This window comes from Streptomyces sp. NPDC001617 (assembly GCF_053596855.1).
The window spans coordinates 1-21,201 of sequence record NZ_JBSFHA010000047.1; the positions used below are offsets into that span (position 1 = coordinate 1).

Annotated in this window: 19 protein-coding genes and 1 pseudogene; 14 read left to right on the plus strand and 6 right to left on the minus strand. The window is 70.5% G+C overall.

The window, feature by feature from the left end:
* Positions 1-826 precede the first annotated feature (826 nt).
* Entirely contained in the window at positions 827-1,594 is a 768-nt protein-coding gene (locus ACWC09_RS30335; protein ID WP_450854095.1) for a polysaccharide deacetylase family protein, read from the plus strand.
* On the opposite strand, the gene ACWC09_RS30340 is transcribed toward ACWC09_RS30335, so the two are convergent.
* Positions 1,570-2,343 (minus strand): hypothetical protein, encoded by a 774-nt coding sequence (locus ACWC09_RS30340; RefSeq protein ID WP_450854096.1) that lies wholly within the window; start codon positions 2,341-2,343, stop codon positions 1,570-1,572. The two genes, ACWC09_RS30335 and ACWC09_RS30340, sit on opposite strands and share 25 nt — an antisense overlap.
* Before the next feature lie 983 nt (positions 2,344-3,326).
* Positions 3,327-4,331: a non-homologous end joining protein Ku gene (gene ku / locus ACWC09_RS30345; protein WP_450854097.1), complete on the minus strand. Its 1,005-nt coding sequence runs from the start codon at positions 4,329-4,331 to the stop codon at positions 3,327-3,329.
* A 62-nt stretch (positions 4,332-4,393) separates the two neighbouring features.
* Between ku and ligD the strand changes: the two genes are divergently transcribed.
* Both ligD and ACWC09_RS30355 read left to right on the plus strand, forming a co-directional pair.
* Positions 4,394-5,275, plus strand: a complete 882-nt coding sequence (gene ligD / locus ACWC09_RS30350) for a non-homologous end-joining DNA ligase (RefSeq protein ID WP_450854098.1) — start codon at positions 4,394-4,396, stop codon at positions 5,273-5,275.
* Between the two features lie 237 nt (positions 5,276-5,512).
* Entirely contained in the window at positions 5,513-5,986 is a 474-nt protein-coding gene (locus tag ACWC09_RS30355) for a hypothetical protein (protein WP_450854099.1), read from the plus strand.
* A 252-nt stretch (positions 5,987-6,238) separates the two neighbouring features.
* Here ACWC09_RS30355 and ACWC09_RS30360 read toward each other — a convergent pair whose 3' ends face one another.
* Positions 6,239-7,042: a nuclease-related domain-containing protein gene (locus ACWC09_RS30360; RefSeq protein ID WP_450854100.1), complete on the minus strand. Its 804-nt coding sequence runs from the start codon at positions 7,040-7,042 to the stop codon at positions 6,239-6,241.
* Positions 7,043-7,151: 109 nt separating this feature from the next.
* Between ACWC09_RS30360 and ACWC09_RS30365 the strand changes: the two genes are divergently transcribed.
* The 7 genes and pseudogenes from ACWC09_RS30365 (at position 7,152) to ACWC09_RS30395 (ending at position 14,015) form a co-directional block, all read left to right on the plus strand.
* Positions 7,152-7,658 (plus strand): protein-tyrosine phosphatase family protein, encoded by a 507-nt coding sequence (locus ACWC09_RS30365; RefSeq protein WP_450854101.1) that lies wholly within the window; start codon positions 7,152-7,154, stop codon positions 7,656-7,658.
* 70 nt (positions 7,659-7,728) lie between these two features.
* Positions 7,729-8,436, plus strand: coding sequence for a hypothetical protein (locus ACWC09_RS30370; RefSeq protein ID WP_450854102.1), 708 nt, complete (start codon positions 7,729-7,731; stop codon positions 8,434-8,436).
* Positions 8,433-9,704 (plus strand): ATP-binding protein, encoded by a 1,272-nt coding sequence (locus ACWC09_RS30375; protein WP_450854103.1) that lies wholly within the window; start codon positions 8,433-8,435, stop codon positions 9,702-9,704. Before ACWC09_RS30370 ends, ACWC09_RS30375 begins: the two co-directional genes overlap by 4 nt.
* A 619-nt stretch (positions 9,705-10,323) precedes the next feature.
* A pseudogene (locus tag ACWC09_RS30380) lies at positions 10,324-10,587 on the plus strand (SH3 domain-containing protein); the annotation flags it as partial.
* Positions 10,588-10,630: 43 nt separating this feature from the next.
* Entirely contained in the window at positions 10,631-11,992 is a 1,362-nt protein-coding gene (locus ACWC09_RS30385) for an FtsW/RodA/SpoVE family cell cycle protein (RefSeq protein WP_450854104.1), read from the plus strand.
* Positions 11,989-13,446, plus strand: coding sequence for a penicillin-binding transpeptidase domain-containing protein (locus tag ACWC09_RS30390; RefSeq protein ID WP_450854105.1), 1,458 nt, complete (start codon positions 11,989-11,991; stop codon positions 13,444-13,446). Before ACWC09_RS30385 ends, ACWC09_RS30390 begins: the two co-directional genes overlap by 4 nt.
* A gap of 65 nt (positions 13,447-13,511) precedes the next feature.
* On the plus strand, positions 13,512-14,015 hold the full coding sequence (locus tag ACWC09_RS30395) for a DUF3291 domain-containing protein (RefSeq protein ID WP_450854106.1): 504 nt from the start codon (positions 13,512-13,514) through the stop codon (positions 14,013-14,015).
* Between the two features lie 76 nt (positions 14,016-14,091).
* On the opposite strand, the gene ACWC09_RS30400 is transcribed toward ACWC09_RS30395, so the two are convergent.
* Both ACWC09_RS30400 and ACWC09_RS30405 read right to left on the minus strand, forming a co-directional pair.
* On the minus strand, positions 14,092-14,913 hold the full coding sequence (locus ACWC09_RS30400) for a hypothetical protein (RefSeq protein ID WP_450854107.1): 822 nt from the start codon (positions 14,911-14,913) through the stop codon (positions 14,092-14,094).
* 29 nt (positions 14,914-14,942) lie between these two features.
* Positions 14,943-16,052, minus strand: coding sequence for a ferritin-like domain-containing protein (locus ACWC09_RS30405; RefSeq protein ID WP_450854108.1), 1,110 nt, complete (start codon positions 16,050-16,052; stop codon positions 14,943-14,945).
* A gap of 89 nt (positions 16,053-16,141) precedes the next feature.
* Between ACWC09_RS30405 and ACWC09_RS30410 the strand changes: the two genes are divergently transcribed.
* The 4 genes from ACWC09_RS30410 to ACWC09_RS30425 all read left to right on the plus strand — a co-directional run bounded on the left by ACWC09_RS30410 (position 16,142) and on the right by ACWC09_RS30425 (position 19,945).
* Positions 16,142-17,080: an AurF N-oxygenase family protein gene (locus ACWC09_RS30410; RefSeq protein ID WP_450854109.1), complete on the plus strand. Its 939-nt coding sequence runs from the start codon at positions 16,142-16,144 to the stop codon at positions 17,078-17,080.
* Positions 17,081-17,769: 689 nt separating this feature from the next.
* Complete coding sequence (locus ACWC09_RS30415; protein ID WP_450854110.1) at positions 17,770-18,420, plus strand: TetR/AcrR family transcriptional regulator; 651 nt, start codon at positions 17,770-17,772, stop codon at positions 18,418-18,420.
* A 10-nt stretch (positions 18,421-18,430) separates the two neighbouring features.
* A complete protein-coding gene (locus tag ACWC09_RS30420; RefSeq protein ID WP_450854111.1) occupies positions 18,431-18,775 on the plus strand; it encodes a hypothetical protein in 345 nt (114 codons plus the stop codon).
* Positions 18,776-18,877: 102 nt separating this feature from the next.
* Positions 18,878-19,945: an NlpC/P60 family protein gene (locus ACWC09_RS30425; protein ID WP_450854112.1), complete on the plus strand. Its 1,068-nt coding sequence runs from the start codon at positions 18,878-18,880 to the stop codon at positions 19,943-19,945.
* On the opposite strand, the gene ACWC09_RS30430 is transcribed toward ACWC09_RS30425, so the two are convergent.
* The gene (locus ACWC09_RS30430) at positions 19,915-21,171 is read right to left on the minus strand and encodes a styrene monooxygenase/indole monooxygenase family protein (protein WP_450854113.1); all 1,257 of its coding nucleotides are present in this window, start codon (positions 21,169-21,171) and stop codon (positions 19,915-19,917) included. The two genes, ACWC09_RS30425 and ACWC09_RS30430, sit on opposite strands and share 31 nt — an antisense overlap.
* Positions 21,172-21,201 lie beyond the last annotated feature (30 nt).

Genomic DNA, 21,201 nt, shown 5'->3' on the forward strand with positions numbered 1-21,201 from the left:
ACCTGTTCGGCGACATCATCACCGACCTCGCCGCGGCCGTCTCCGGCGGCATCGGCGTCGCCGCGAGCGGGAACATCAACCCCTCCGGCGCCCCGACCCGACAGCGAACCCGTCACAGACGCAACGCGGGTCCACCACACAGAGCCGCCACCACTCCCCCACCGCCAGCCCGACAGCGAAGCCGTCACAGACGCAACGCGGGTCCACCACACAGAGCCGCCACCACTCCCCCACCGCCGACCCGACAGCGAACCCGTCACAGACGCAACGCGGGTCCACCACACAGAGCCGCCACCACTCCCCCACCCCCGACCCGACAGCGAACCCGTCACAGACGCAACGCGGGTCCACCACACAGAGCCGCCACCACTCCCCCACCGCCGGCCCGACAGCGAACCCGTCACAGAGGCGGCGTGGGTCCGCCGCAAGGGGCTGCCGTCGCGCTCTCGCCGACTCGCCGTGCGACGGCGACGGCCCACCGCAGGCCGGCTCATCGCCACCACCGTCGCGGCATGCGGGGTCTGGGCCTGCGCGGTGGGCACGGGGATCGCGACGGCGTACGACGGGCCGGACATGATCCACGCCATTGGGCGACGCCTCGACCTGGACGGACCCGGCCGGGACTCCTCTCCCCATCCGAACGGCACGCCCCTTCCGGGCCACACGCCCCGCCCGGAAAACCGCCACTCGTGACCGGCGCCCGCCGACACGGATCCCACCCGGACCAGGCTCCACACCCGGGCAGCACGCTCCACCCGGAAGCCCACCACCCGTGCTCCTGCTCCACCACCCGCCGGCACGGGCCCCACCCCGAAGGCCACCAGTCATGACCGCCGCCCGTCTGCTCCGCACAGCCGCCCTGGCCGCCGTGCCCGCCCTCGTCGCCGCCCACGCCGCACCCGTCGTCTCCACCTTCGGTCCCCTGCGCAACCGCGCCATGCCCCGTCTCTCGGGCCGGGGCCGCCCGGACCACGTCGCGCTCACCTTCGACGACGGGCCCGACCCGCTGTCGACCCCGCACTTCCTGCGCCTCCTGGCCGGGCGTCGGGTCCGGGCGACCTTCTTCCTGCTGGGCCGTGAAGCGCACCGTTCACCGGGTCTGGTGCGCGAGATCGCCGCGGCGGGGCACGAGATCGGCGTCCACGGCTGGCTGCACCGCCCGCTGCTGCTGCGCGGACCGCGCGCCACGTACGACGACTTCGCCCGCGCCCGCGACACGGTCGCCGACATCACAGGACACCGGCCCACGCTCTTCCGGCCCCCGTACGGCGTCATGTCGACCGCCGCCCACCTGGCCGCCCGCCGCCTCGGACTCACCCCGGTGCTCTGGACGTCCTGGGGCGAGGACTGGACCGCCCGAGCCACCCCCGAGTCGGTCCACCGCACGGTCACGTCCGGCCTGGACGGCGGCGGCACCATCCTGCTCCACGACTCCGACTGCACCTCCGCCCCGGGCGCCTGGCGCTCCGCCCTGGACGCCCTCCCCCACATCCTCGACACCTGCGAGGAACGGGGGTACGAGGTCGGGCGGTTGCGGGACCACGGGTGGCCTCGACCGGAACGCGATCGCTACTCACTCACCTCGCGGGGCTGAGTGCCGGGTCCGAGTTCGATCCGGACGGAGTCGTCGTCCTCGATGACGTACACGGGGTCCGTCCACTTCCTCCACTTCTGCCGCAGCAGGTAGTAGCGGTGATCACGCTCGATCAGCAGTCGCAGTCTGCTGTACCGGTACCGGTAGTGCGCACCGCGCCCGAGGTCCTCCACATGCGGCCCCGGCGGCGCGAAGCTCAGGGGCTGGGTGCTCAGTACGACGACGGCCACACGGCGCACGACCTGATCCGCGTCGTGACGCGCGTCCTCGCGGCCGAGCCGGCCGGCCACCAGGGCCACCATCCAGACCAGGAAGAGCCCCGCCACCAGGAGGGACACGGCACGTCGCCAAGGCGCCCCGGGCCGTCGGCCCGGGGGATCACCGAGCCGGCTCTGGCCGAGGAGCAGTCCGGCAGCCACCAGGAGGGGCGCCACCCAGCTGACGGGCTGGATCCAGCGCCACAGCAACATCAGGACGACCCCTGCGGCGACGAACCCCGGATGCCCCCGCGCGACCGCCGTCACGAGCTCACGCATCCGGCGGATGTGGCGCCGGGGCACGCGAAGGGCGCTCAGCAGCTGCGGAACAGCCGGGATCAGCAGCGCCAGAGCCATGGCTTCGAGCATGGGCAGAGTGGCGAGACGCAGGCTGCGCATCACCAGCTCGAAGGGACTGAAGCCCACGGCGAAGCTGTCCAGGTGGAAGTAGCCGAAGTAGGCGTTGGTGTAGATGTAGCCGGCATAGAGCATCAGCCCGCCGACGAACGACGTTGCTCCTACTGCCGAGTTGAGGAGATCCAGATGGCTGCCGTCGGGGCGTGGCGGCGCAGGCGCGCGGAGAAGGCGTCGCTGCCGGAGACGGCGGGCCCGTCGTGGGGCGGGCCCTTGACGCACGACGCGTCGCCGCGGGCGCGGCGGACTCGGGTTCGGGTTCGGGGCAGCGTTGCGGCTCGGACTCGGGCCCGGTGAGGCAGCGGGATCTGCCGGACCTCGTTGTGCGGCGTACCCCATCGCATCAGCTCTCCCCCGGCACCGGAATGCTGTCCGGCGCGGTCGGAGGGGACGAACAGAGGTCACCGGCCGTCGGTGTCGGGCCGCACGACGGCGGTGCCGATGTGGCCGGCGGGCTGCCGCTGACGCCTGCACCGGGCGTAGCCCCCGGTCCGCTGTCCTTCGGCGGTGGCGCCTCGGACGGAATTCCCAGGTCGCCGTCCTCCGCACCACCGCCGTCGCCGCTCGCCCCGGTCGCAGTCTCCGGGTTCCCCCCGGCACCGGATCCGCCTCCCCCGCCACCCTGCTCGGCGGCGCTCGCGCCGTCACCGGGATCGGGATCGGTCGCCCCGGGTGCTGTCACCCCCGGTCCCGAAGCACGGTTCGGGATTCCGCCCCCGGGCGGAGCACCCGACGTACCGCACGCGGCGGCTCCGAAACAGACGGCCACCAGCAGGGCAACCGCCGAAGCGGTCCCGCTCCCGACCACAGCACCTCGGCGCACCCTCATGCCTTCCCCCTCACACCGAGCAATCCGCGCGACCCCCGTTCACGACGCGTTGGGGAGAGAGTCCCATCGATGCGGGCCAATCCCGACATCTTGTGGCGAAACCAACGGAGTTGGCGCGCCGGGCCGGTACCCTGCACCGCTCGCCGCCATGGGCCGCGTGCTCAACGGCCGCTTCCACCGGGACTACTTCAACCAACCGGGCGTCCCCGAGCCCTGTGCTGTGTCGCTCGGCTCAAGCCGATCGCTTGCGTGCCGTCGTCTTCTTCGCCGCCGTCTTCTTCGTCGTGCTCTTGGCCGCCGACTTCTTCGCGGACGCCGTCGTCTTCGCGGACGTCGTGGCCTTCTTGGCCGCCGCCGTCTTCTTCGTCGTCGACGTCGACTTCTTCCCCGTCGCCCGCTTCGGCGCAGCCCGTGCCGACTTCCGGGCCGGAAGGCGTCTGACCTCCGCCTCCTCCGGCTCCCCCCGCGACTCCTTCGCCGCCTTCACGCTCTTCTCCAGTGCCGCCATCAGGTCGAGGACCTTGCCGCCCCTGGCCGGTTCCGGGGTCTCGGGTGGGGCCTCGCCCGCCGCCTTGGCTGCGACGACCTCCTCCAGGGCCTCGCGGTACTCGTCGTGGAGTTCGTCGAGGTCGATCTCGCCCAGGGTGTCCATCAGGGCGTCGGCGAGGTCGAGTTCCTTGTCGTTGACCGTGACCTTGGTGTCGGGGGCCAGCCCCTCAGGTGCTCGTACCTCGTCCGGCCAGAGGAGGCCGTGCATGGCGATGGCGTCGTCCACCACCCGCAGCATCCCGAGCCGTTCCTTCCCCCGCAGGGCGAACTTCGCTATCGCCACTTTGTTGCTGCGCTTCAACGCCTCGCGCAACAGCGTGTACGGCTTGGCCGCCGGCGCGCCCCCCGCCGCCAAGTAGTACGCCGCGTCCATCTGGAGCGGGTCGATCCGTTCCGATGGGACGAAGGCGACGATCTCGATCGTCTTCGCCGTCGGGAGCGGGAGGTGGGACAGGTCCTCGTCCGTGATCGGGATGATCGTGCCGTCGGCGTCCTCGTAGCCCTTGCCGATCTCGGACGACGTGACCTCCTTGTCCTCCAGGTCGCAGAACTTGCGGTAGCGGATGCGGCCGCCGTCCTCCGTGTGGATCTGGCGGAAGGAGATCGAGTGGCTCTCGGTGGCGTTGACCAGCTTGATCGGGATGCTGACCAGGCCGAAGGAGATGGCCCCGTTCCATATGGATCGCACCTGCAGCACCCTTTCGGTCATTTTCGGCCAGTACAAACCGATTCACGTGAGATTCTCATCGTATGACGCCCATCACAGAGGTGGAGGGGAGACGGCTCGCCCTCAGCAACCTGGAGAAGGTGCTGTATCCGGAGACCGGCTTCACCAAGGGCGAGGTGCTGCACTACTACGCCACCAACGCCGACGTGATCCTGCCCCATCTGCGGGATCGGCCCGTTTCCTTCCTGCGGTATCCCGACGGGCCGCACGGACAGGTGTTCTTCACCAAGAACGTTCCTCCCGGTACGCCCGACTGGGTCACCACCGCCGAGGTGCCCCGGTCGGAGGGGCCCGCGCGGATGGTGCTCGTGCAGGATCTGGCGTCCCTGATGTGGGCCGCCAATCTCGTCACCGAGTTCCACACCCATCAGTGGGTCGTCCAGGAGCCCGGCGTCGCGGATCGGATCGTCTTCGATCTCGATCCGGGAGCACCCGCCACCATCGTGGAGTGCTGCGAGGTCGCGCTCTGGCTGCGGGAGCGGCTCGCCGACGACGGGATCGTCGCCTTCGCCAAGACCTCCGGCTCCAAGGGGCTGCATCTGCTGGCCGCGATCCGACCCACCCCCTCCGACCAGGTCAGCGACTACGCCAAACAGCTCGCCGTGGAAGCCGAGCGGGCCATGCCGCGGCTCGTGCTGCATCGGATGACCCGGAGCCTGCGGCCCGGCAAGGTCTTCGTCGACTGGAGTCAGAACGCCGCCCGCAAGACCACCGCCACCCCCTACACCCTGCGCGCCCGGCCCGAGCCCACCGTCTCCGCACCCGTCACCTGGAGCGAGGTCGAGGAGTGCGGGACACCCGGCCGGCTCGGCTTCCGGGCGCCGGACATCGCCCCCCGCGTACAGGACTACGGCGATCTGCTGGCCCCGCTGCTCGACGCCGACGGTGCCGGATCACTGCCCTGAGGCCCCGCAGACCCGAAGCACCGCAGACCTGAAGCACCGCAGACCCGAAGCACCGCAGACCCGAAGCACCGCAGACCCGAAGCACCGCAGACCCGAAGCACCGCAGACCTGAAGGCCCGGGAACCCTGAAAGCGGCCGCATTTCGTTCAGCCCGCTGACCATTCCGCGGAATTCCCCAGTCCGCCCAGCCTCCGGGTCCACCCTGGCCGCAACCAATCCGTCCAAGGGGGCCACCCCATGAGAATCGTCGCCAAGGACCTGTATGGCCCCTTGGCACCACCCCGTTCCCGCACCGTCCGCCGCACGCTCCTCGTCGGTCTGACGGTCCTCGCCCTCGGCGCCCTCCCCTGGGCCGCCGCCGGCTCGACGACCGCCGCACACCCCGCGACCCCGGGCGCCGGTGTCATCACCGACTGGAGCGAGACCGCCGTCGCCGTCGTCAACACCGACGCCAAGCGGCCCCCTGCCGAGCAGACCCTCTGGTACGGCTTCGTGGACGCCGCGGTCTATGACGCCGTGGTCGGGATCGAGGGGCGGTACGCCGAGTACAAGTGGCATGTGCGCGGGCCGCGCCACGCCTCGCCGGAAGCGGCCGCCGCTGCCGCCGCCCACCGCGTGCTGCTGACGTACTTCCCCGCCTCCCAGGCCCGCATCGACTCCGCCTACACCGCTTCCCTCGCCAAGATCCCCGACGGCAGGGCGGAGGAGTAGAGGCGCCGCGACGGCGGTCCTGTCCCGTCTGACCGGCGGGAACATCGATCTCCGTATCTCGTCGGCCGTCACGGGCACCACGCGTACGTACACCACCGCACGCGACTTCAACCAGGACGTGATCAACGCCCGGGTCTGGGAGGGCATCCACTTCCGGACCAGTGACATCGTCGGCAACCGCGTCGGCACCCGGCTCGGTGACTTCGCGGTCGACCACTACTTCCGGCCGGTCGGGTGAAACCGGTCAGGTAGTCACACCCGGGTCCACGTCCCCCTGTCCCGCGCCATCGCGTGCAGCGCCTCCACATCGGCAGGCTTCAGTACGCCCCCGGTGCGGGACAGGCCCGCCACCTCCGTGTCCTTCAGGACGCGGACCTCGCGGAGCGGGGCGGTGACCGCCACCTCCGTCGGGGCGTACACGGCCAGCACCGGGTGGACCTCCGCCGTGAGGGCGTACGAGGCCCGGTCGGCGTCGGCCCGTACGCGGCGCAGCAGCCGCTGCGGGTCACGGCGGCCCAGCGTGACCATCGGGTCCGCGACCGTCACCCGCTGTTTGCGGGCGTAGAGCGTGTGCACGGCGAAGAGGCCACCCGGCCCGATCGCCAGGTGGTGGATGCGGTCGCCGCCCGGCAGCGGGATCGAGTGCAGGGCGTGCCAGCCCGCGCCGTCCAGGCGGTCCAGGGCCTCGCCGACCGCCTGCTCCGCCGCCAGCGCCCTGCGCCGAGGGTCCGGGCGCAGCCGGTGCGGGGGGCCGGGATCGCGGTCCAGGGAGACGATCAGGGCCTCGGCGGGCCGGTTGGGCGCCAGGTCGTCGTCCGGGTGGAGGGAGAGCCGGGCCAGTTCGGCCGGGGTCGGCACCGGCGGCGGGCCGACCGTCACCGGGCCGGTGAGGAAGGGCCCCAGGGTCCGCAGGACGTCCTCCCGCTCCTCCTCGCTCAGCAGGTTGATCCTGGCCGCCTCACGGTCGTACCAGGCGATGTTCCGGCCGTCGGGCCGGCTGACGTACAACCGTTCCTGACCCTGCCTGAAGGTCGGTACGACACGCAGTCCGTTCATGCGCCATCACCCCTCGACCATGGGAACAGGCGGGGTGCTCCATCGGCAAGAACCCGGTTACCTTTGAGAGGAGTTGGGCCCCTGTTGGAGGGGAGTTGGGGAGGCGTGTTTGCGTACCCGCAGAAAGCAACCCGACGTACCGGCTCCGGACACCCCGTGGAACGAGATCGTGCCTGGTCTGTGGATGGGCGGGCACGAGTTCCGTGGCCGTTCGGGGCAACCGGAGTTCGCCGTGGTGCGGGATGAGTTCGATCTCGTACAGACCCTGCTACGACTGCCCGGGCACGGTCCGGATCCGGGTGTGGAGCACCATGTGTGGCCCATTCCGGACGGGCCGCTGGACGGGACCCAGCTCGCGGGGGTCATCCGCCTCGCGCAGGCCGCGAGCGACGCACTGGACGAGGGCCGCAAGGTCCTCGTCCGCTGTTACAGCGGGTACAACCGCTCGGGGCTGGTGGTCGCCCACGCTCTGGTGCGGCGCGGGCACACGACGGAGGAGGCCATACGGCTGATCAGGGCCCGGCGCTCGCCGTGGGCGCTGCACAACGACCTGTTCGTCGACTATCTGCGGACCGGCCTGCCGACGGCCCGCCTGCTGGAGGAGCTGGCGGAGTAGCCAGGTAATCGTTTCTCCGGCGCCTTAGGGTGTACTGGGCCCATCGATCGTTCTCAGCCACTGGAGTCCCGTGCCCCGCCCGCACCTCTTCCGCACCGCGGTCGCCGTCGTCCTTCTGGCGGCGACCGCGGTCGGCTGCGGCGACGCCGGTGATCTGCGGGGCGCGGGGTCGACGCCGACCGCGACCAGCCCGGCGAAGCTGTGGCCGAACCTGAAGCCGGCCTCCAGCCCGGCCTGGGACTACGACAACGGCGAGTCCGAGGCCATGCACCTCACCGCGCCGGGCGATGACATCCGCAAGGTGAGCCCGGCGGCGATCGTCCGGCGGGAGATCGCCCAGCACCCGGACGACTACGACGGCTCGAAGGCGCAGTACCGCGAGACGGCCCGCCGGATGACGTACTGCGGCAAAAGGCCCGCGGACAGCCGCTGCCCCCTCCTCAAGGCCTACTACCGCGACCTCACCGGCGACGGAAAACCCGACCTGGCCCTGGGCTTCCGTCTCCTGCCCGGCAACCAGACGGCCGTCCGCGTCTACACCGTCGAGGGCGGCCGGGTGGTCCAGGTGATGTCCAACAACGACGCCGTGAGCGGGGTCGAGCTGGCCGGCCACTCGGTGATCATCCACGCCCCGTCCGACCTCGCGGACTACGAGTACCGCTTCCAGTGGACCTGGGACCCGCAACAGCTGGTCATGCTGCTCACCCACGACGAGATGCTGCGCCTCGGCCGGACCCGGAAACACTCCCACCACCCGTCCCCCTCGGCGACCTCATGAGACGGCCCGGGCTCCCCCAGTGGGCCGGCACGCTCGCCGTGAAGGCCGCCGTGTTCATCACGGTGATGTGCTGTGCGCTGGCCGCGATGCTCGGCGTGCTGGTGCATGTCTCGGTGACCAACCAGACCGTCGGCCAGGCCCGCGACCTCGCCCTCTCCCGTCTCTCGGACGCGACGAAGGCATACGAGGCCGGGGACAGCCTGCTGCCGGGCGCGGGAGTCGACCCGCCGGGGCTGCCGACGGCACTGCGCGAGCTGGCCGTGGACGGGGACCGGGGCACGATGGTCTCCGAGCACCGCGGACATCCCACGATGTGGGCGGCCGGTCCCGCCGACCGGAACCGGGCGCTGGCCGTCGAGGTCGACTACTCGCAGCAGTCCCGTACGATCGCCGCGCTCGACCGTTCGATCGTGTGGTCCTCGGGCCTCGCGATCGGGGCGACGCTGCTGGTGGGGGCGTTGGCGGTGACCCGGGTGACACGACGGCTGCGGGCGACGGCGACGGTGGCGCGGCGGATCAGCGCCGGGGACCTGGACGCGCGGGTCGACGACCCCCGTACGAAGGACCGCTCGCGACCGCAGGACGAGGTGGCCGCGGTCGCCGCCGCGCTGGACTCCATGGCGGCCTCGCTGCAGGGCAAGCTGCTGAGCGAGCAGCGGTTCACGGCGGACGTCGCGCACGAGCTGCGTACGCCGCTCACCGGGTTGCACGCGGCGGCCGAGCTGTTGCCCGCGGGACGGCCGACGGAGCTGGTGCGGGACCGGGTGGCGGCGCTGCGGATACTGACCGAGGACCTGCTGGAGATCTCCCGGCTGGACACCGGGCGGGAGAAGCTCGACCTGGACACCGAGGAGCTGGGGGCGCTGGCCTCACGGGTGATACGGGGGTCGGGGACCGGCACCGAGGTGATCGTCGCACGGGATGTGCGGGTGGAGACGGACCGGCGACGGCTGGAGCGGGTGCTCGGCAATCTCGTGGCCAACGCGCACAAGCACGGGCGGGGGCCGGTGTCGCTGACGGTGGACGGACCCGTGGTGACCGTGCGGGATCACGGGGACGGATATCCGGACTATCTCGTCGAACACGGGCCGCAGCGGTTCCGGACGGAGGGCGGGGCCAAGGGGCACGGTCTTGGGCTGACCATCGCGGTGGGGCAGGCGGAGGTGCTCGGGGCGCGGCTGGAGTTCGCGAACGCGCTGGACGGCGGAGCCGTGGCCACCCTGACACTGCCTCAGCAGGGGCCGCCCGTCCCCGATGGCGCAATGTGACGGGCGCCCCCCACTCACCCCTCCTAATGTGGCGAATAGTCAGGTTCGCCCCATTTTCGGAGGTTTCTCCATGTCCCTGCGTTCCCCTCGCCGCACCCTCACCCGTCTCTCCATAACCATGGCCACCGGGGCGCTTCTCGCGTCCGTCGTCGCCACCCCCGCACTCGCCGACAACGACTGGGGCGACGGCAGCGGCAACCAGAGCACGGGCCGCCCGAGCGACGGTGGCGGCGGCGGCAACCAGAGCACGGGCCGCCCGAGCGACGGTGGCGGCGGCGGCAACCAGAGCACCGGCCGCCCGAGCGACGGTGGCGGCCAGAGCACCGGCCGGCCGAGCAGCAGCACCCAAAACACCGGCCGCCCCAACAACAGCAGCACCCAAAACACCGGCCGCCCCAACAACAGCAGCACCCAAAACACCGGCCGCCCCAACAACAGCAGCACCCAAAACACCGGCCGACCCAACAACAGCAGCACCCAAAACACCGGCCGACCCAACAACAGCAGCACCCAAAACACCGGCCGACCCAACAACAGCGGCGGCCAGAGCACCGGCCGACCCAACAACAGCGGCGGCCAGAGCACCGGCCGGCCGAGCAGCAGCTCGAACCAGCAGGGGAACGGGGAGCACGGCGAGCACAACAACACCCGGCTCTACCGAGGCGTGGTGACCGCGAGGGAGCTCCTTCTGCGCAGTGCACCCAACCGCGGCAGCCAGGTCATCCGGGTCGCCCACCGGGGCGAGCACGTCTCGATCTTCTGCAAGACCGCCGGCCAGAACGTCCAGGGCAACAACCTCTGGTACCTCCTCACGGACGGCACCTGGGCCTGGGGCGCCGCACGCTACATCGACAACATCGGGCCTGCGCCACGCTGGTGCTGAGACCCTGAGGTCACAAGACACACTATTTGGGTAAGTTCCGGACATGACCAACGCCGGAACAACCGTGGCCACGGCGGATCCCCCCGCTCCCGCGGTACGCCTCCCCCGGCGCCGTGGCATCGAACTGGCCCTCATCGTCCTCGCCGTCCTGCTCTCCGTGTACGGCTACTGCGCTGTCGGCCTCGCCAAGTACGGCACCGTCCCGCCCGGCGCCGCCGGTTACGGCGCCGGGCTCGGCGTGCTCGCGCTCCTCGCGCACATCGCGGTGCGCCTGCGGGCCCCGTACGCCGACCCCCTGCTGCTGCCGATCGGCGTCCTGCTCAACGGCCTCGGCCTGGTCCTGATCTACCGCCTCGACCTGGAGACCCCCGGCGACCGCGCTGCCCCCACCCAACTCGTCTGGTCCACGCTGGGCGTGACCCTGTTCACCGTGGTCGTCCTCCTGCTCCGCGACCACCGCGTCCTCCAGCGCTACGCCTACGTCTGCGTGGCAGCCGCCCTGGTACTCCTGCTCCTCCCGATCTTCTTCCCGGCGGTCAACGGCGCCCGCATCTGGATCCGGATCGCCGGGTTCTCCATCCAGCCGGGCGAGTTCGCGAAGGTGCTGCTGGCGGTCTTCTTCGCCGCGTACCTGGCCGCCAACCGGAGCGCGCTCGCGTACGCGGGCCGCCGCATCTGGCGCATGCAGCTGCCGACGGGCCGGGTCCTGGGCCCCCTCGTCACCATCTGGGTGCTGAGCGTCGGCGTCCTGGTCCTGGAACGCGACCTCGGCACCTCGCTCCTCTTCTTCGGCCTGTTCGTCGTGATGCTCTACGTCGCCACGGGCCTCACCGGCTGGATCGCGCTCGGCCTCCTCCTGGCGTGTCTCGGCGCCGCGGCCGTCGGCGGGCTGGAACCGCACGTCCACACCAGGGTGGAGGACTGGCTGCACCCCTTCGCGTCGATCGAGGCGGGCCGGGGTCCCAACCAACTCGCCCAGTCCCTCTTCGCCTTCGCGGCCGGAGGCATCCTCGGCGCGGGCCTGGGCCTCGGCCACTCGATCCTCATCGGCTTCGCCACGAAGTCGGACTTCATCCTGGCCACGGCGGGCGAGGAACTGGGCCTGTCCGGCCTCTCCGCGATCTTCCTCCTCTACGGTCTCCTGGTGGAGCGCGGCTACCGCGCCGGCCTGGCCCTGCGCGACCCCTTCGGCCGCCTCCTGGCCGTCGGCCTCGCCTCGATCGTGGCGCTCCAGGTGTTCGTGATCGCGGGCGGAGTGACCGGCCTGATCCCCCTCACCGGCATGGCGATGCCCTTCCTCGCGCAGGGCGGCTCGTCGGTCGTCACCAACTGGGCGATCGTGGCGCTCCTGATCCGGGTGAGCGACTCGGCCCGCAGCCAGTACGACGGCGAGGCGGCCCCATGACGCGCTACATCCGCCACGCGGCAGCCTTCTGCACCCTGCTCCTCCTCGCCCTCCTGGTCAACGCGTCCCGAGTCCAGGTCTTCCGCGCCCAGTCCTACGACGACAACCCGGCCAACCGCCGCACCACGATCGCCCGTTACGACCAGCGGCGCGGCGACATCCTGGTCGACGGCCTGCCCGTCACCGGCTCCCGGGACACCGGCGAACAGCTCCGCTACGAACGGACGTACACCAACGGCCGGTTGTACGCCCCTGTCACCGGCTTCGCCTCTCAGGTCTACGGCACCACGCTCCTCGAACACACCGAGGACGACCTCCTCTCCGGCACCGACCCGATGCTCACGCCGTTCCCGCTGTGGAACGACCTCACCAGGGCCCAGAGCCGGGGCGGCAAGGTCGTCACGACCCTCAACGGGGAGGCACAGCAGGCGGCTTACGAGGGGCTGGGCGGCCGGAAGGGCGCGGTGGCGGCCGTGGAGCCGTCGACGGGCAAGGTCCTGGCACTCGTCTCGACACCCTCGTACGACCCAGCCGTGCTGTCGGGCAACTCCGCGGCCACCGAACGCTCCTGGACCCGCCTGAACACCGACCCGGACAAGCCGATGCTGAACCGGGCGGTACGGCAGACGTATCCGCCGGGCTCGACCTTCAAGGTGGTCACCATGGCGGCCGCGTTGGACGCGGGTGTGGTGACGGACGTCGACGAGGCGACGAACTCCCCGGACCCGTACACCCTCCCCGGCACGCGGACGACCCTCACGAACGAGGGCGACGGCTGCGAGGACGCTCCGCTGCGGGCCGCCTTCGAGTGGTCGTGCAACACGGTGTTCGCGAAGCTCGGGGTGGACGTCGGAAAGACGGACATGGCGGCGACGGCGGAGGGCTTCGGCTTCAACGACACACACCTGCGCATCCCGTTCTCGGTGGCGCCGAGCACCTTCGACACAACGGTCGACAAGGCACAACTCGCCCTCTCCTCCATCGGCCAGTACAACACCCGGGCGACCCCCCTCCAGATGGCGATGGTCGCGGCGGCGGTGGCGAACGGCGGCCAGGTCCGGGAGCCGTACCTGGTCGAACGCACGACAACGAGCGACGGCGACCCGGTACGGACCCCGGGCTCACGCCCCGTCCGCCAGGCGATGGCCCCGGCGACGGCGGTCCGGATGAAGGAACTCATGGAGGACGTGGTCACGGAGGGGACCGGCGCGAACGCCGCCATCCCCGGCGCCGTGGTGGGCGGCAAGACCGGCACGGCCCAGCACGGCATCGGCAACTCCGGGACGCCGTACGCCTGGTTCGTGTCGTGGGCGCAGGGGGAGCGGGACCTGGAGCCGAAGGTCGCGGTGGCCGTGGTGGTGGAGGACGCGTCGGCGGACCGGGGGGACATCACCGGGGGCGGGGTGGCGGCGCCGATCGCGCGGGCGGTGATGGAGGCGGTGCTCAACTCTTAGACGGGGCGGCCACTTACTGAGACGGGGGTACCGCTCTCCAACGCCGCCGACCTAACGTTCGGTACATGACTTCTGCCGCATACGAACTCGCCCAGGTGAACATCGCCCGCCTCAAGGCCCCGCTGGACTCACCGCAGTTGAAGGACTTCGTCGACGGCCTCGACCCCGTGAACGCCGACGCGGACGCCGCGGACGGTTTCGTCTGGCGGCTGCAGGACGACTCCGGCGACGCTACGGAGGTCTCCGTCTTCGGCGACGAATGGTTGATCATCAACATGTCGGTGTGGCGGGACACGAACGCCCTCACGGCGTACATGTACCAGGGCCGCCACCGAGAGATGCTCGCCCGCCGCCGCGAGTGGTTCGAACGCGTCCAGGAGGCCATGACAACCCTGTGGTGGGTCCCGGCCGGCCACCGCCCCACGGTCGCGGAGGCGGAGTCCCGCCTCCTCCACCTGCGCACGAACGGCCCGACCCCGTACGCCTTCACGCTGCGGACGTCCTTCGCACCAGGAGCGGCGGAACCTGTCTCGCTGAAGGTTCCGGATGATCTGGGCTGCTCGGTCTAGCGGGGCGAACCGCCGGCCCACCCTTCCCCGGAGTGATCAACGACCGCGCCCTTGACGGGGCCCCACCCCCGGTTGGCTATCCGATCGCCTTCCGCGTCTCCGAGCGCACCTGGAGCGTCACCTTCGCCGCCGCCTCCATGTCGACGTCCGACGCGTCCTTGGAGACATCACTCGCGGACATCTTCGCGACCACGGCCGCCGTGTTGCCGTCGGCCCAGGCGCAGACCGGGTAGGTCACGGTGACGGCGGACGCCTTCTGGGTGACCACCTCGCAGGTGATCGTGGTGTCCGAACCGCTCGGGCGGAAGTCCTGCGCGGGGACGGCCACGGTCAGGCCGTCGGTCTCGGTGACGCCTTTCAGCATGCTCTCGCGGCCGTCCCGGAGGTTCTGGAAGCGACCGTAGACACCCGAGATGATCAGAACGCCCTTGGTGTCGTCGCCGCCCAGGCCGTACTGGGCGACCTTGGCCTCGGTGACCTTGGCGGCCCAGGCACCCTTCATGCCGTCCTCGACCTTCTTGCCCTCGGTGTCGGAGAGGTCCTCGGTGAGCTCGTAACGGCCGTCGAGCAGCTTCTGGGGCAGGGTCAGCTCGAACTTGGCGTCGGGAAAGTTGCTCTCGACCTTGGACCCGAGCATCGCCAGCCCCGCGACGACCGCCACGACCAGGGCGGCCACCCCACCCACGATGCCGATCACCAGCCCGGTCCGGCTCTTCCGCGGCGGCGGGGGCATCGGGGGCGCACCCCACCCCCCGTACGCCTGCTGCTGTTGCTGCGGGTAGGGCGGCTGCTGCGGCGCGGGGGGCTGCTGACCGTACGGACCACCGGCATAGGGACCCTGCGCGGGCTGCCGGCCGTAGGGGTTCTGCGGCCCGTACGGGCCCTGAGGCGTGGACACGTCAGCACGTTACTCCATGCGTGTGACCGTCACCCCTCGGTCATCCCCGCCTCGATGACCCCGTCCACCTCGGCGACCCGCTCCCGTTCCTCCACCGCGAACCGTTCGGCGTCCAACTGCTCGGCAATGGCCTCGTCCTGAGCCATCAGCAGATCCAGATTCGAGTTCCCCATCTCGAACACACCCATGTCGACATACGCCTGCTGCAGCCGCTTCCCCCACAACCCGATGTCCTTGACACACGGCACGATGCGCGAGAACAGCAACTGCCGGAACAAGGCGAGGAATTCGGAACGCTCGCTGTACTCCTCGGCCTCCCCCTTCGGGATCCCGAAGTTCTCCAGCACCTCGACGCCCCGCAGGCGATCACGCATCAAGTAACAGCCCTCGATGACGAATTCCTCGCGCTCGCGCAGTTCGGCGTCGGTGAGCTGCCTGTAGTAGTCGCGCAGCGCCATCCGACCGAAGGCCACGTGCCGGGCCTCGTCCTGCATCACATAGGCGAGGATCTGCTTGGGGAGGGGCTTGTCCGTCGTGTCGCGGATCATGCCGAACGCGGCCAGCGCCAGACCCTCGATCAGGACCTGCATGCCGAGGTAGGGCATGTCCCAACGGCTGTCGCGGAGGGTGTCGCCCAGCAGGGACTGGAGGTTGTCGTTGATCGGGTAGAGCATCCCGATCTTCTCGTGCAGGAAACGGCCGTAGATCTCCGCGTGCCGCGCCTCGTCCATGGTCTGGGTCGCCGAGTAGAACTTGGCGTCCAGATCCGGCACCGACTCCACGATCCGAGCCGCACACACCATCGCGCCCTGCTCGCCGTGCAGGAACTGACTGAACTGCCAGGAGGCGTAGTGCCGCCGCAGCTCCCCCTTGTCCTTCTCCGTCATCTTGGCCCAGTGCCTGGTGCCGTAGAGGGACATCGACTCGTCCGGCGTCCCCAACGGATCACACGGATCGACCTCCAGCTCCCACTCGATCCGCCGCTGCCCGTCCCACTGCTTGTCCTTCCCCTTCTGGTACAGGGCGAGCAGACGGTCGCGCCCGTCGTCGTACTCCCAGCTGAAACGGGCCGAGCCGGTCGCCGGCACCTGCCAGGGAGAGTCCCCGGGATCCTTGGCATACAGGTCGTAAGTCGACATGTTCCGCAGGCTCACACGTGGTAGACGCGGGGTCAACAAGTAGCGCACGAGGGATTGACGAGCTTGCTGACAGGCAGTCTCATAAGACCATGACGAGTCTGACAGAAGCCGACGCGCTCGACGGCCTGCGCGACGCGCTCGGCCTCCTCAAGGACCGCGAACAGGTGGCCGAACGCCTCCTCGCCTCCTCCGCCAAGCACTCCTTCGACCCGGACCAGGAGCTGGACTGGAGCGCCCCCTTCGAGGACGGCAAGTGGTTCTGGCCCCCGGAGCTGGTGTCCCTCTACGACACCCCGCTCTGGAAGCGCATGGGCGAGGAGCAGCGCATCCTGCTCTCCCAGCACGAGGCGGCCGCCCTCGCCTCCCTCGGCATCTGGTTCGAGCTCATCCTGATGCAACTGCTGGTCCGCCACATCTACGACAAGGCCGCCACGAGCGCCCATGTGCGCTACGCCCTCACCGAGATCGAGGACGAGTGCCGCCACTCGAAGATGTTCGCCCGCCTGATCTCCCACGGGGACACTCCCTGGTACCCGGTGGCCCGCGTCCACCAGAACCTCGGCCGCCTCTTCAAGACCATCTCGACCACACCGGGGTCCTTCACGGCCACCCTGCTCGGCGAGGAGGTCCTCGACTGGATGCAGCGGCTGACCTTCCCTGACGAGCGGGTCCAGCCCCTGATCCGCGGAGTCACCCGCATCCACGTCGTCGAGGAGGCCCGCCACGTCCGCTACGCCCGTGAAGAGCTACGGCGCCAGATGGTGACGGCCCCGAGGTGGTCCCAGGAGTTCACCCGCGTGACCTCCGGCGAGTTCGCCCGCGTGTTCTCCGTCGCCTTCGTGAACCCCGAGGTCTACACGAACGTAGGCCTGGACAAGCGGGAGGCCATGGCCCAGGTGCAGGCCAGTGGGCATCGCCGCGAGGTGATGCAGACGGGCGCGAAGCGGCTGACGGACTTCCTGGACGACATCGGGGTGCTGCGAGGGGTTGGGCGGCGGCTGTGGAAGTCCTCGGGACTGCTGGCGTGACGCGGTAGGGGGTGCGGCGGGGGGTCGTAGGGGGTGCGGGTGCGTGGCGGCTGGTCGCGCAGTTCCCCGCGCCCCTTGGGAGCGTGCAGCGGGCCTGCGTCGCGCTGAGCCGTCCGGCCCTCGAATCACAGCGCGGCACCGTCGTGGCTGGTCGCACAGTTCCCCGCGCCCCCTGAAGGCGTGCAGGAAGCCTGCGCCGGGATGGGCCGTCGGTCGCCCGCGGATCACAGTGCGGCGCCGTCGTGGCCGGTCGCGCAGTTCCCCGCGCCCCTTGGGGGCGTGCAGGGGGCCTGCGCCGGGATGGGCCGTCCGTCGCCCGTGGATCACAGTGCGGCGCCGTCGTGGCCGGTCGCGCAGTTCCCCGCGCCCCTTGGGGGCGTGCAGGTAGTCGGCGTTGGCATGTGGCCGTTAGTCGCGCGCGGCGGGAAGGGGTCGGGGCGGGGGGTGTCCGCCCGCAGCGGCGGGCGTCCGTCACCGGGTGACCTCTTGATAGACAGCGCCGCCCGACCGAGGACGGACACCCCCCGCCCCGGCCCCGACCCACCCACCACCCGTAGGCGCTACGCACACCCCCACCGAAGCCGCAGCTGCGCCGCAGGCATCCAGGGGCGCGGGGAACTGCGCGACCAGCCCCCACCCGCCCGCAGACGAATGACGGCCCACCCACCGGGACGGATACGCTGCGCTACATGACCCCGGCCGCAACCCCCGCCTACCGCCGCCTCAGCGTCGAGGAACGCCGCATCCAACTCCTCGACGCCGCCCTGAAACTCTTCGCACAGCGCGCCCCCGAGGACGTCTCCCTCGACGACGTGGCAGAAGCGGCCGGAGTCTCCCGCCCCCTCGTCTACCGCTACTTCCCGGGCGGCAAGCAACAGCTCTACGAGGCCGCCCTCCGCTCCGCCGCCGAAGAACTCCAGCACTGCTTCGACGAACCCCGCGAGGGCCCCCGCCTCCCCCGCCTCGCCCGCGCCCTCGACCGCTACCTCGCCTTCGTCGACCAGCACGACGCCGGCTTCAGCGCCCTCCTCCAGGGCGGCAGCGTGGTCGAGACGTCCCGCACGACCGCCATCGTCGACGGCGTACGCCGAGCCGCGGCCGAGCACATCCTCAGCCACCTCGAGGTCACGGACCCGGGCCTACGCCTCCGCATGACCGTACGGATGTGGATCACCGCAGTCGAAGCGGCGTCCCTGATCTGGCTCGACGAGGACAAGCAACCACCCCTCGACGAACTCCGCGACTGGCTCGTCGACCAGTTCGCGGCCGTGCTCTCGGTCACCGCGACCAGGGACCCCCAGACCGCCGCACTGGTCCAGGCCCTCGCCGAGGATGTCTGACACTGGTCCCGTGAAGAGCGAAAACACCCCCTTCGAGGGCGGCCCGATGGACGGCCGCGTGCTACCCGTCCTCCTCGGCCCCACCGGCCACCCGCCCAAGATCTACCGCATCCCGGTCCCGGACCCGTCCGGCGGCACCCCCACCGTCCTGATCTACCGTCGCACCCCCCGAGGCCACAGCAAGCGCCTCGGCATCCCCCAGGGCTGGAAGTACGAGTACGACCCGGACAACAAGGACACGGGCCGACTCACATGGCCCTGGTCCAAACGGGACACCAAACCGGCCGCAGACGCCCCTCCACCCGCCACGCCACACGCCACGCCGGACAGCAAGCCGGACGACACGACCGAGTGACGGGGTTGCGCCGAACCGCGCACACCCAGCGCGCGAAGCCGCCGCGCCCGTCTGAAGCTCACGGTGCGGAGCAGAGGGACTGCCCGTACCGGAGGTGACGACATGTCAGGAAGGCTCCTTCGTCTGGTGTGTACGACGGCACTGGCGGCCGGCACGGCCCTCGCGCCGCTCCCCGCCGCAGCCGCCCCCACCCCGCCCCCCGGCGACCGCACCGTTCCCCAGCTGCTGACAGACCTTCAGAAGCTCTACCACGAAGCCGAACAGGCCACCGAGACCTACAACGCCACCGAGGAGAAGCTGAAGCGGCAGCGCGCACAGGTCGACCGCCTGGACCACGAACTCGCCCGCACCCGCCTCTCCCTCGACGACAGCCGAGTCGCGGCCGGCCGACTGGCCCGGCAGCAGTACCAGAACAGCACGGACATCTCCCCGTACGTCCGCATCCTCCTGGCCAGAAACCCCCAACAGGCCCTGGACGAGAGCCACGTCATCGGCCAACTCGCCCGCGACCGCGCCGAGACGGTCGGCCGCCTCACCGGCACCGAGAAGAAGGCCGGCGAACTGGCCCGTGAGGCCCGCAAGGCTCTCGACGGTCAGCTCTCCCTCGCCGCACGCCGGAAGAAGGACCGCGACGACGTACAGCAGCGGCTCAAGGACGTGGAGCGGCTCCTCGTCTCCCTCACCCCCGAACAGCTCTCCGCGCTGGCCGAGTTGGAGAAGACCAGAACCGACGGGGCACAGCAGCAGCTCATCACGTCCGGCGCCCTCGGCGACGACCACGAGCCGTCCCGCCAGGGCGACCGAGCCGTACGGTACGCCGTGCAGCAGCTCGGAAAGCCGTACGAATGGGGAGCCGAGGGCCCGACGTCGTACGACTGCTCGGGGCTGACGTCCCGGGCCTGGGGGCAGGCCGGTACCCCGATCCCCCGCACCAGCCAGGAACAGTGGGCGCGACTCCCCAGAATCCCCCTGAAGCAACTGCGCCCCGGCGACCTGGTGGTCTACTTCCCCGAGGCGACGCATGTGGCGATGTACCTGGGTGACGGAAAGGTGATCCAGGCCCCGAGGACGGGCGAGAAGGTCGGAGTGTCGGCGATTGCCTCCTACCCGATCCTCGGAGCGGTACGTCCAGACGGTGCTCAGGCCCCCGCCGCCACCGAGGCCAGATAGGCGTCTGTCTTCTCCGGCTCATAGAAGAAGTTCTCGAAGTCGGCCGGATTGTCGAAGCCGTTGGCGAACCGATCCGCCACCGGCTGCAGCTGGCCGGCCGCACCGATCAGGTTCAGGATGTGCTCCGGCGGCGGGGACAGCATCGCGTTGGTCCACTTGGTGACGTGCTGAGCCGTCTCCCAGTACCGCTCGAACGTGGCCCGCATCCAGACCTCGTCGAACTCCTTCTCGCCGTTCTCGAGAATCGAGGCGAGATACGAAGCGGCGCACTTGGAGGCGGAGTTGGAGCCCTGCCCGGTGATCGGGTCGTTGGCGACCACCACATCCGCGACGCCCAGCACCAGCCCCCCGCCGGGCAGCCGCCCGATCGGATTGCGCACGGTCGGCGCGTAGCGCCCGGCCAACACCCCGCCCGCATCGGTCAGTTCGACCTTCGTGGCCCGCGCGTACTCCCAGGGCGTGAACTTCTCCATGAGTTCCAGGGTCAGGGAGAGGTGCTCCGCCGGGTCCTTGACGCCGTTGAAGACGTCGAGCGGGCCGCCGGGTATGCCCTCCCAGAAGAGGATGTCCGCGCGGCCGGAGGTGGTGAGCGTCGGCATGACGAACAGCTCGCCGACGCCCGGCACCAGGTTGCACCGCACCGCCTCGAACTCCGGGTGCTCCGCACGCGGGCCGAGACCGTGGACGTACGAGACGGCCAGCGCCCGCTGCGGCTCGGTGTACGGGGAACGCGACGCGTCCCGGCCGAACATGGACACCAGCTCGCCCTTGCCCGCCGAGACCAGCACCAGGTCGTACGTACGGGAGAAGTAGTCGAGGTCGGAGACCGCCGCGCCGTGGATGACCAGCTGCCCGCCGCGCTGGGCGAAGGTCTCCATCCAGCCGGCCATCTTCACCCGCTGGTCGACCGACTGCGCGTACCCGTCGAGTGTGCCCACCCAGTCGATGGCCCGGGCGGCCGGACCCTCGCCCCACGATCCGGGGGCCGCGACCGAGACGCCGAGTCCTTCGATCTTCGGGGCCTGGGACTCCCAGAAGTTCAGCTGGAGATCGCGCTCGTGCTGCAGTGCGGTGTGGAACATGCACTGCGTCGACATGACCCGGCCGGAGCGGATCTCGTCCGCCGTCCGGTTCGACATCAGGGTGACCTCGTACCCGTGCGACTGGAGTCCGAGGGCGAGCTGGAGCCCGGACTGACCGGCTCCGACGACGAGTATCTTCCGCATACGGCTGCTGTTCTCCTGTTCGAGGCTGCT

Excerpts from the sequence above, each read along its gene's own strand:
- ACWC09_RS30335 (WP_450854095.1), top strand. The coding sequence starts at position 827 with ATGACCGCCGCCCGTCTGCTCCGCACAGCCGCCCTGGCCGCCGTGCCC.
- ACWC09_RS30340 (WP_450854096.1), bottom strand. The coding sequence starts at position 2,343 with ATGCTCTATGCCGGCTACATCTACACCAACGCCTACTTCGGCTACTTC.
- ligD (WP_450854098.1), top strand. The coding sequence starts at position 4,394 with ATGACGCCCATCACAGAGGTGGAGGGGAGACGGCTCGCCCTCAGCAAC.
- ACWC09_RS30355 (WP_450854099.1), top strand. The coding sequence starts at position 5,513 with ATGAGAATCGTCGCCAAGGACCTGTATGGCCCCTTGGCACCACCCCGT.
- ACWC09_RS30360 (WP_450854100.1), bottom strand. The coding sequence starts at position 7,042 with ATGAACGGACTGCGTGTCGTACCGACCTTCAGGCAGGGTCAGGAACGG.
- ACWC09_RS30375 (WP_450854103.1), top strand. The coding sequence starts at position 8,433 with ATGAGACGGCCCGGGCTCCCCCAGTGGGCCGGCACGCTCGCCGTGAAG.
- ACWC09_RS30385 (WP_450854104.1), top strand. The coding sequence starts at position 10,631 with ATGACCAACGCCGGAACAACCGTGGCCACGGCGGATCCCCCCGCTCCC.
- ACWC09_RS30390 (WP_450854105.1), top strand. The coding sequence starts at position 11,989 with ATGACGCGCTACATCCGCCACGCGGCAGCCTTCTGCACCCTGCTCCTC.
- ACWC09_RS30395 (WP_450854106.1), top strand. The coding sequence starts at position 13,512 with ATGACTTCTGCCGCATACGAACTCGCCCAGGTGAACATCGCCCGCCTC.
- ACWC09_RS30405 (WP_450854108.1), bottom strand. The coding sequence starts at position 16,052 with ATGTCGACTTACGACCTGTATGCCAAGGATCCCGGGGACTCTCCCTGG.
- ACWC09_RS30410 (WP_450854109.1), top strand. The coding sequence starts at position 16,142 with ATGACGAGTCTGACAGAAGCCGACGCGCTCGACGGCCTGCGCGACGCG.
- ACWC09_RS30415 (WP_450854110.1), top strand. The coding sequence starts at position 17,770 with ATGACCCCGGCCGCAACCCCCGCCTACCGCCGCCTCAGCGTCGAGGAA.
- ACWC09_RS30425 (WP_450854112.1), top strand. The coding sequence starts at position 18,878 with ATGTCAGGAAGGCTCCTTCGTCTGGTGTGTACGACGGCACTGGCGGCC.
- ACWC09_RS30430 (WP_450854113.1), bottom strand. The coding sequence starts at position 21,171 with ATGCGGAAGATACTCGTCGTCGGAGCCGGTCAGTCCGGGCTCCAGCTC.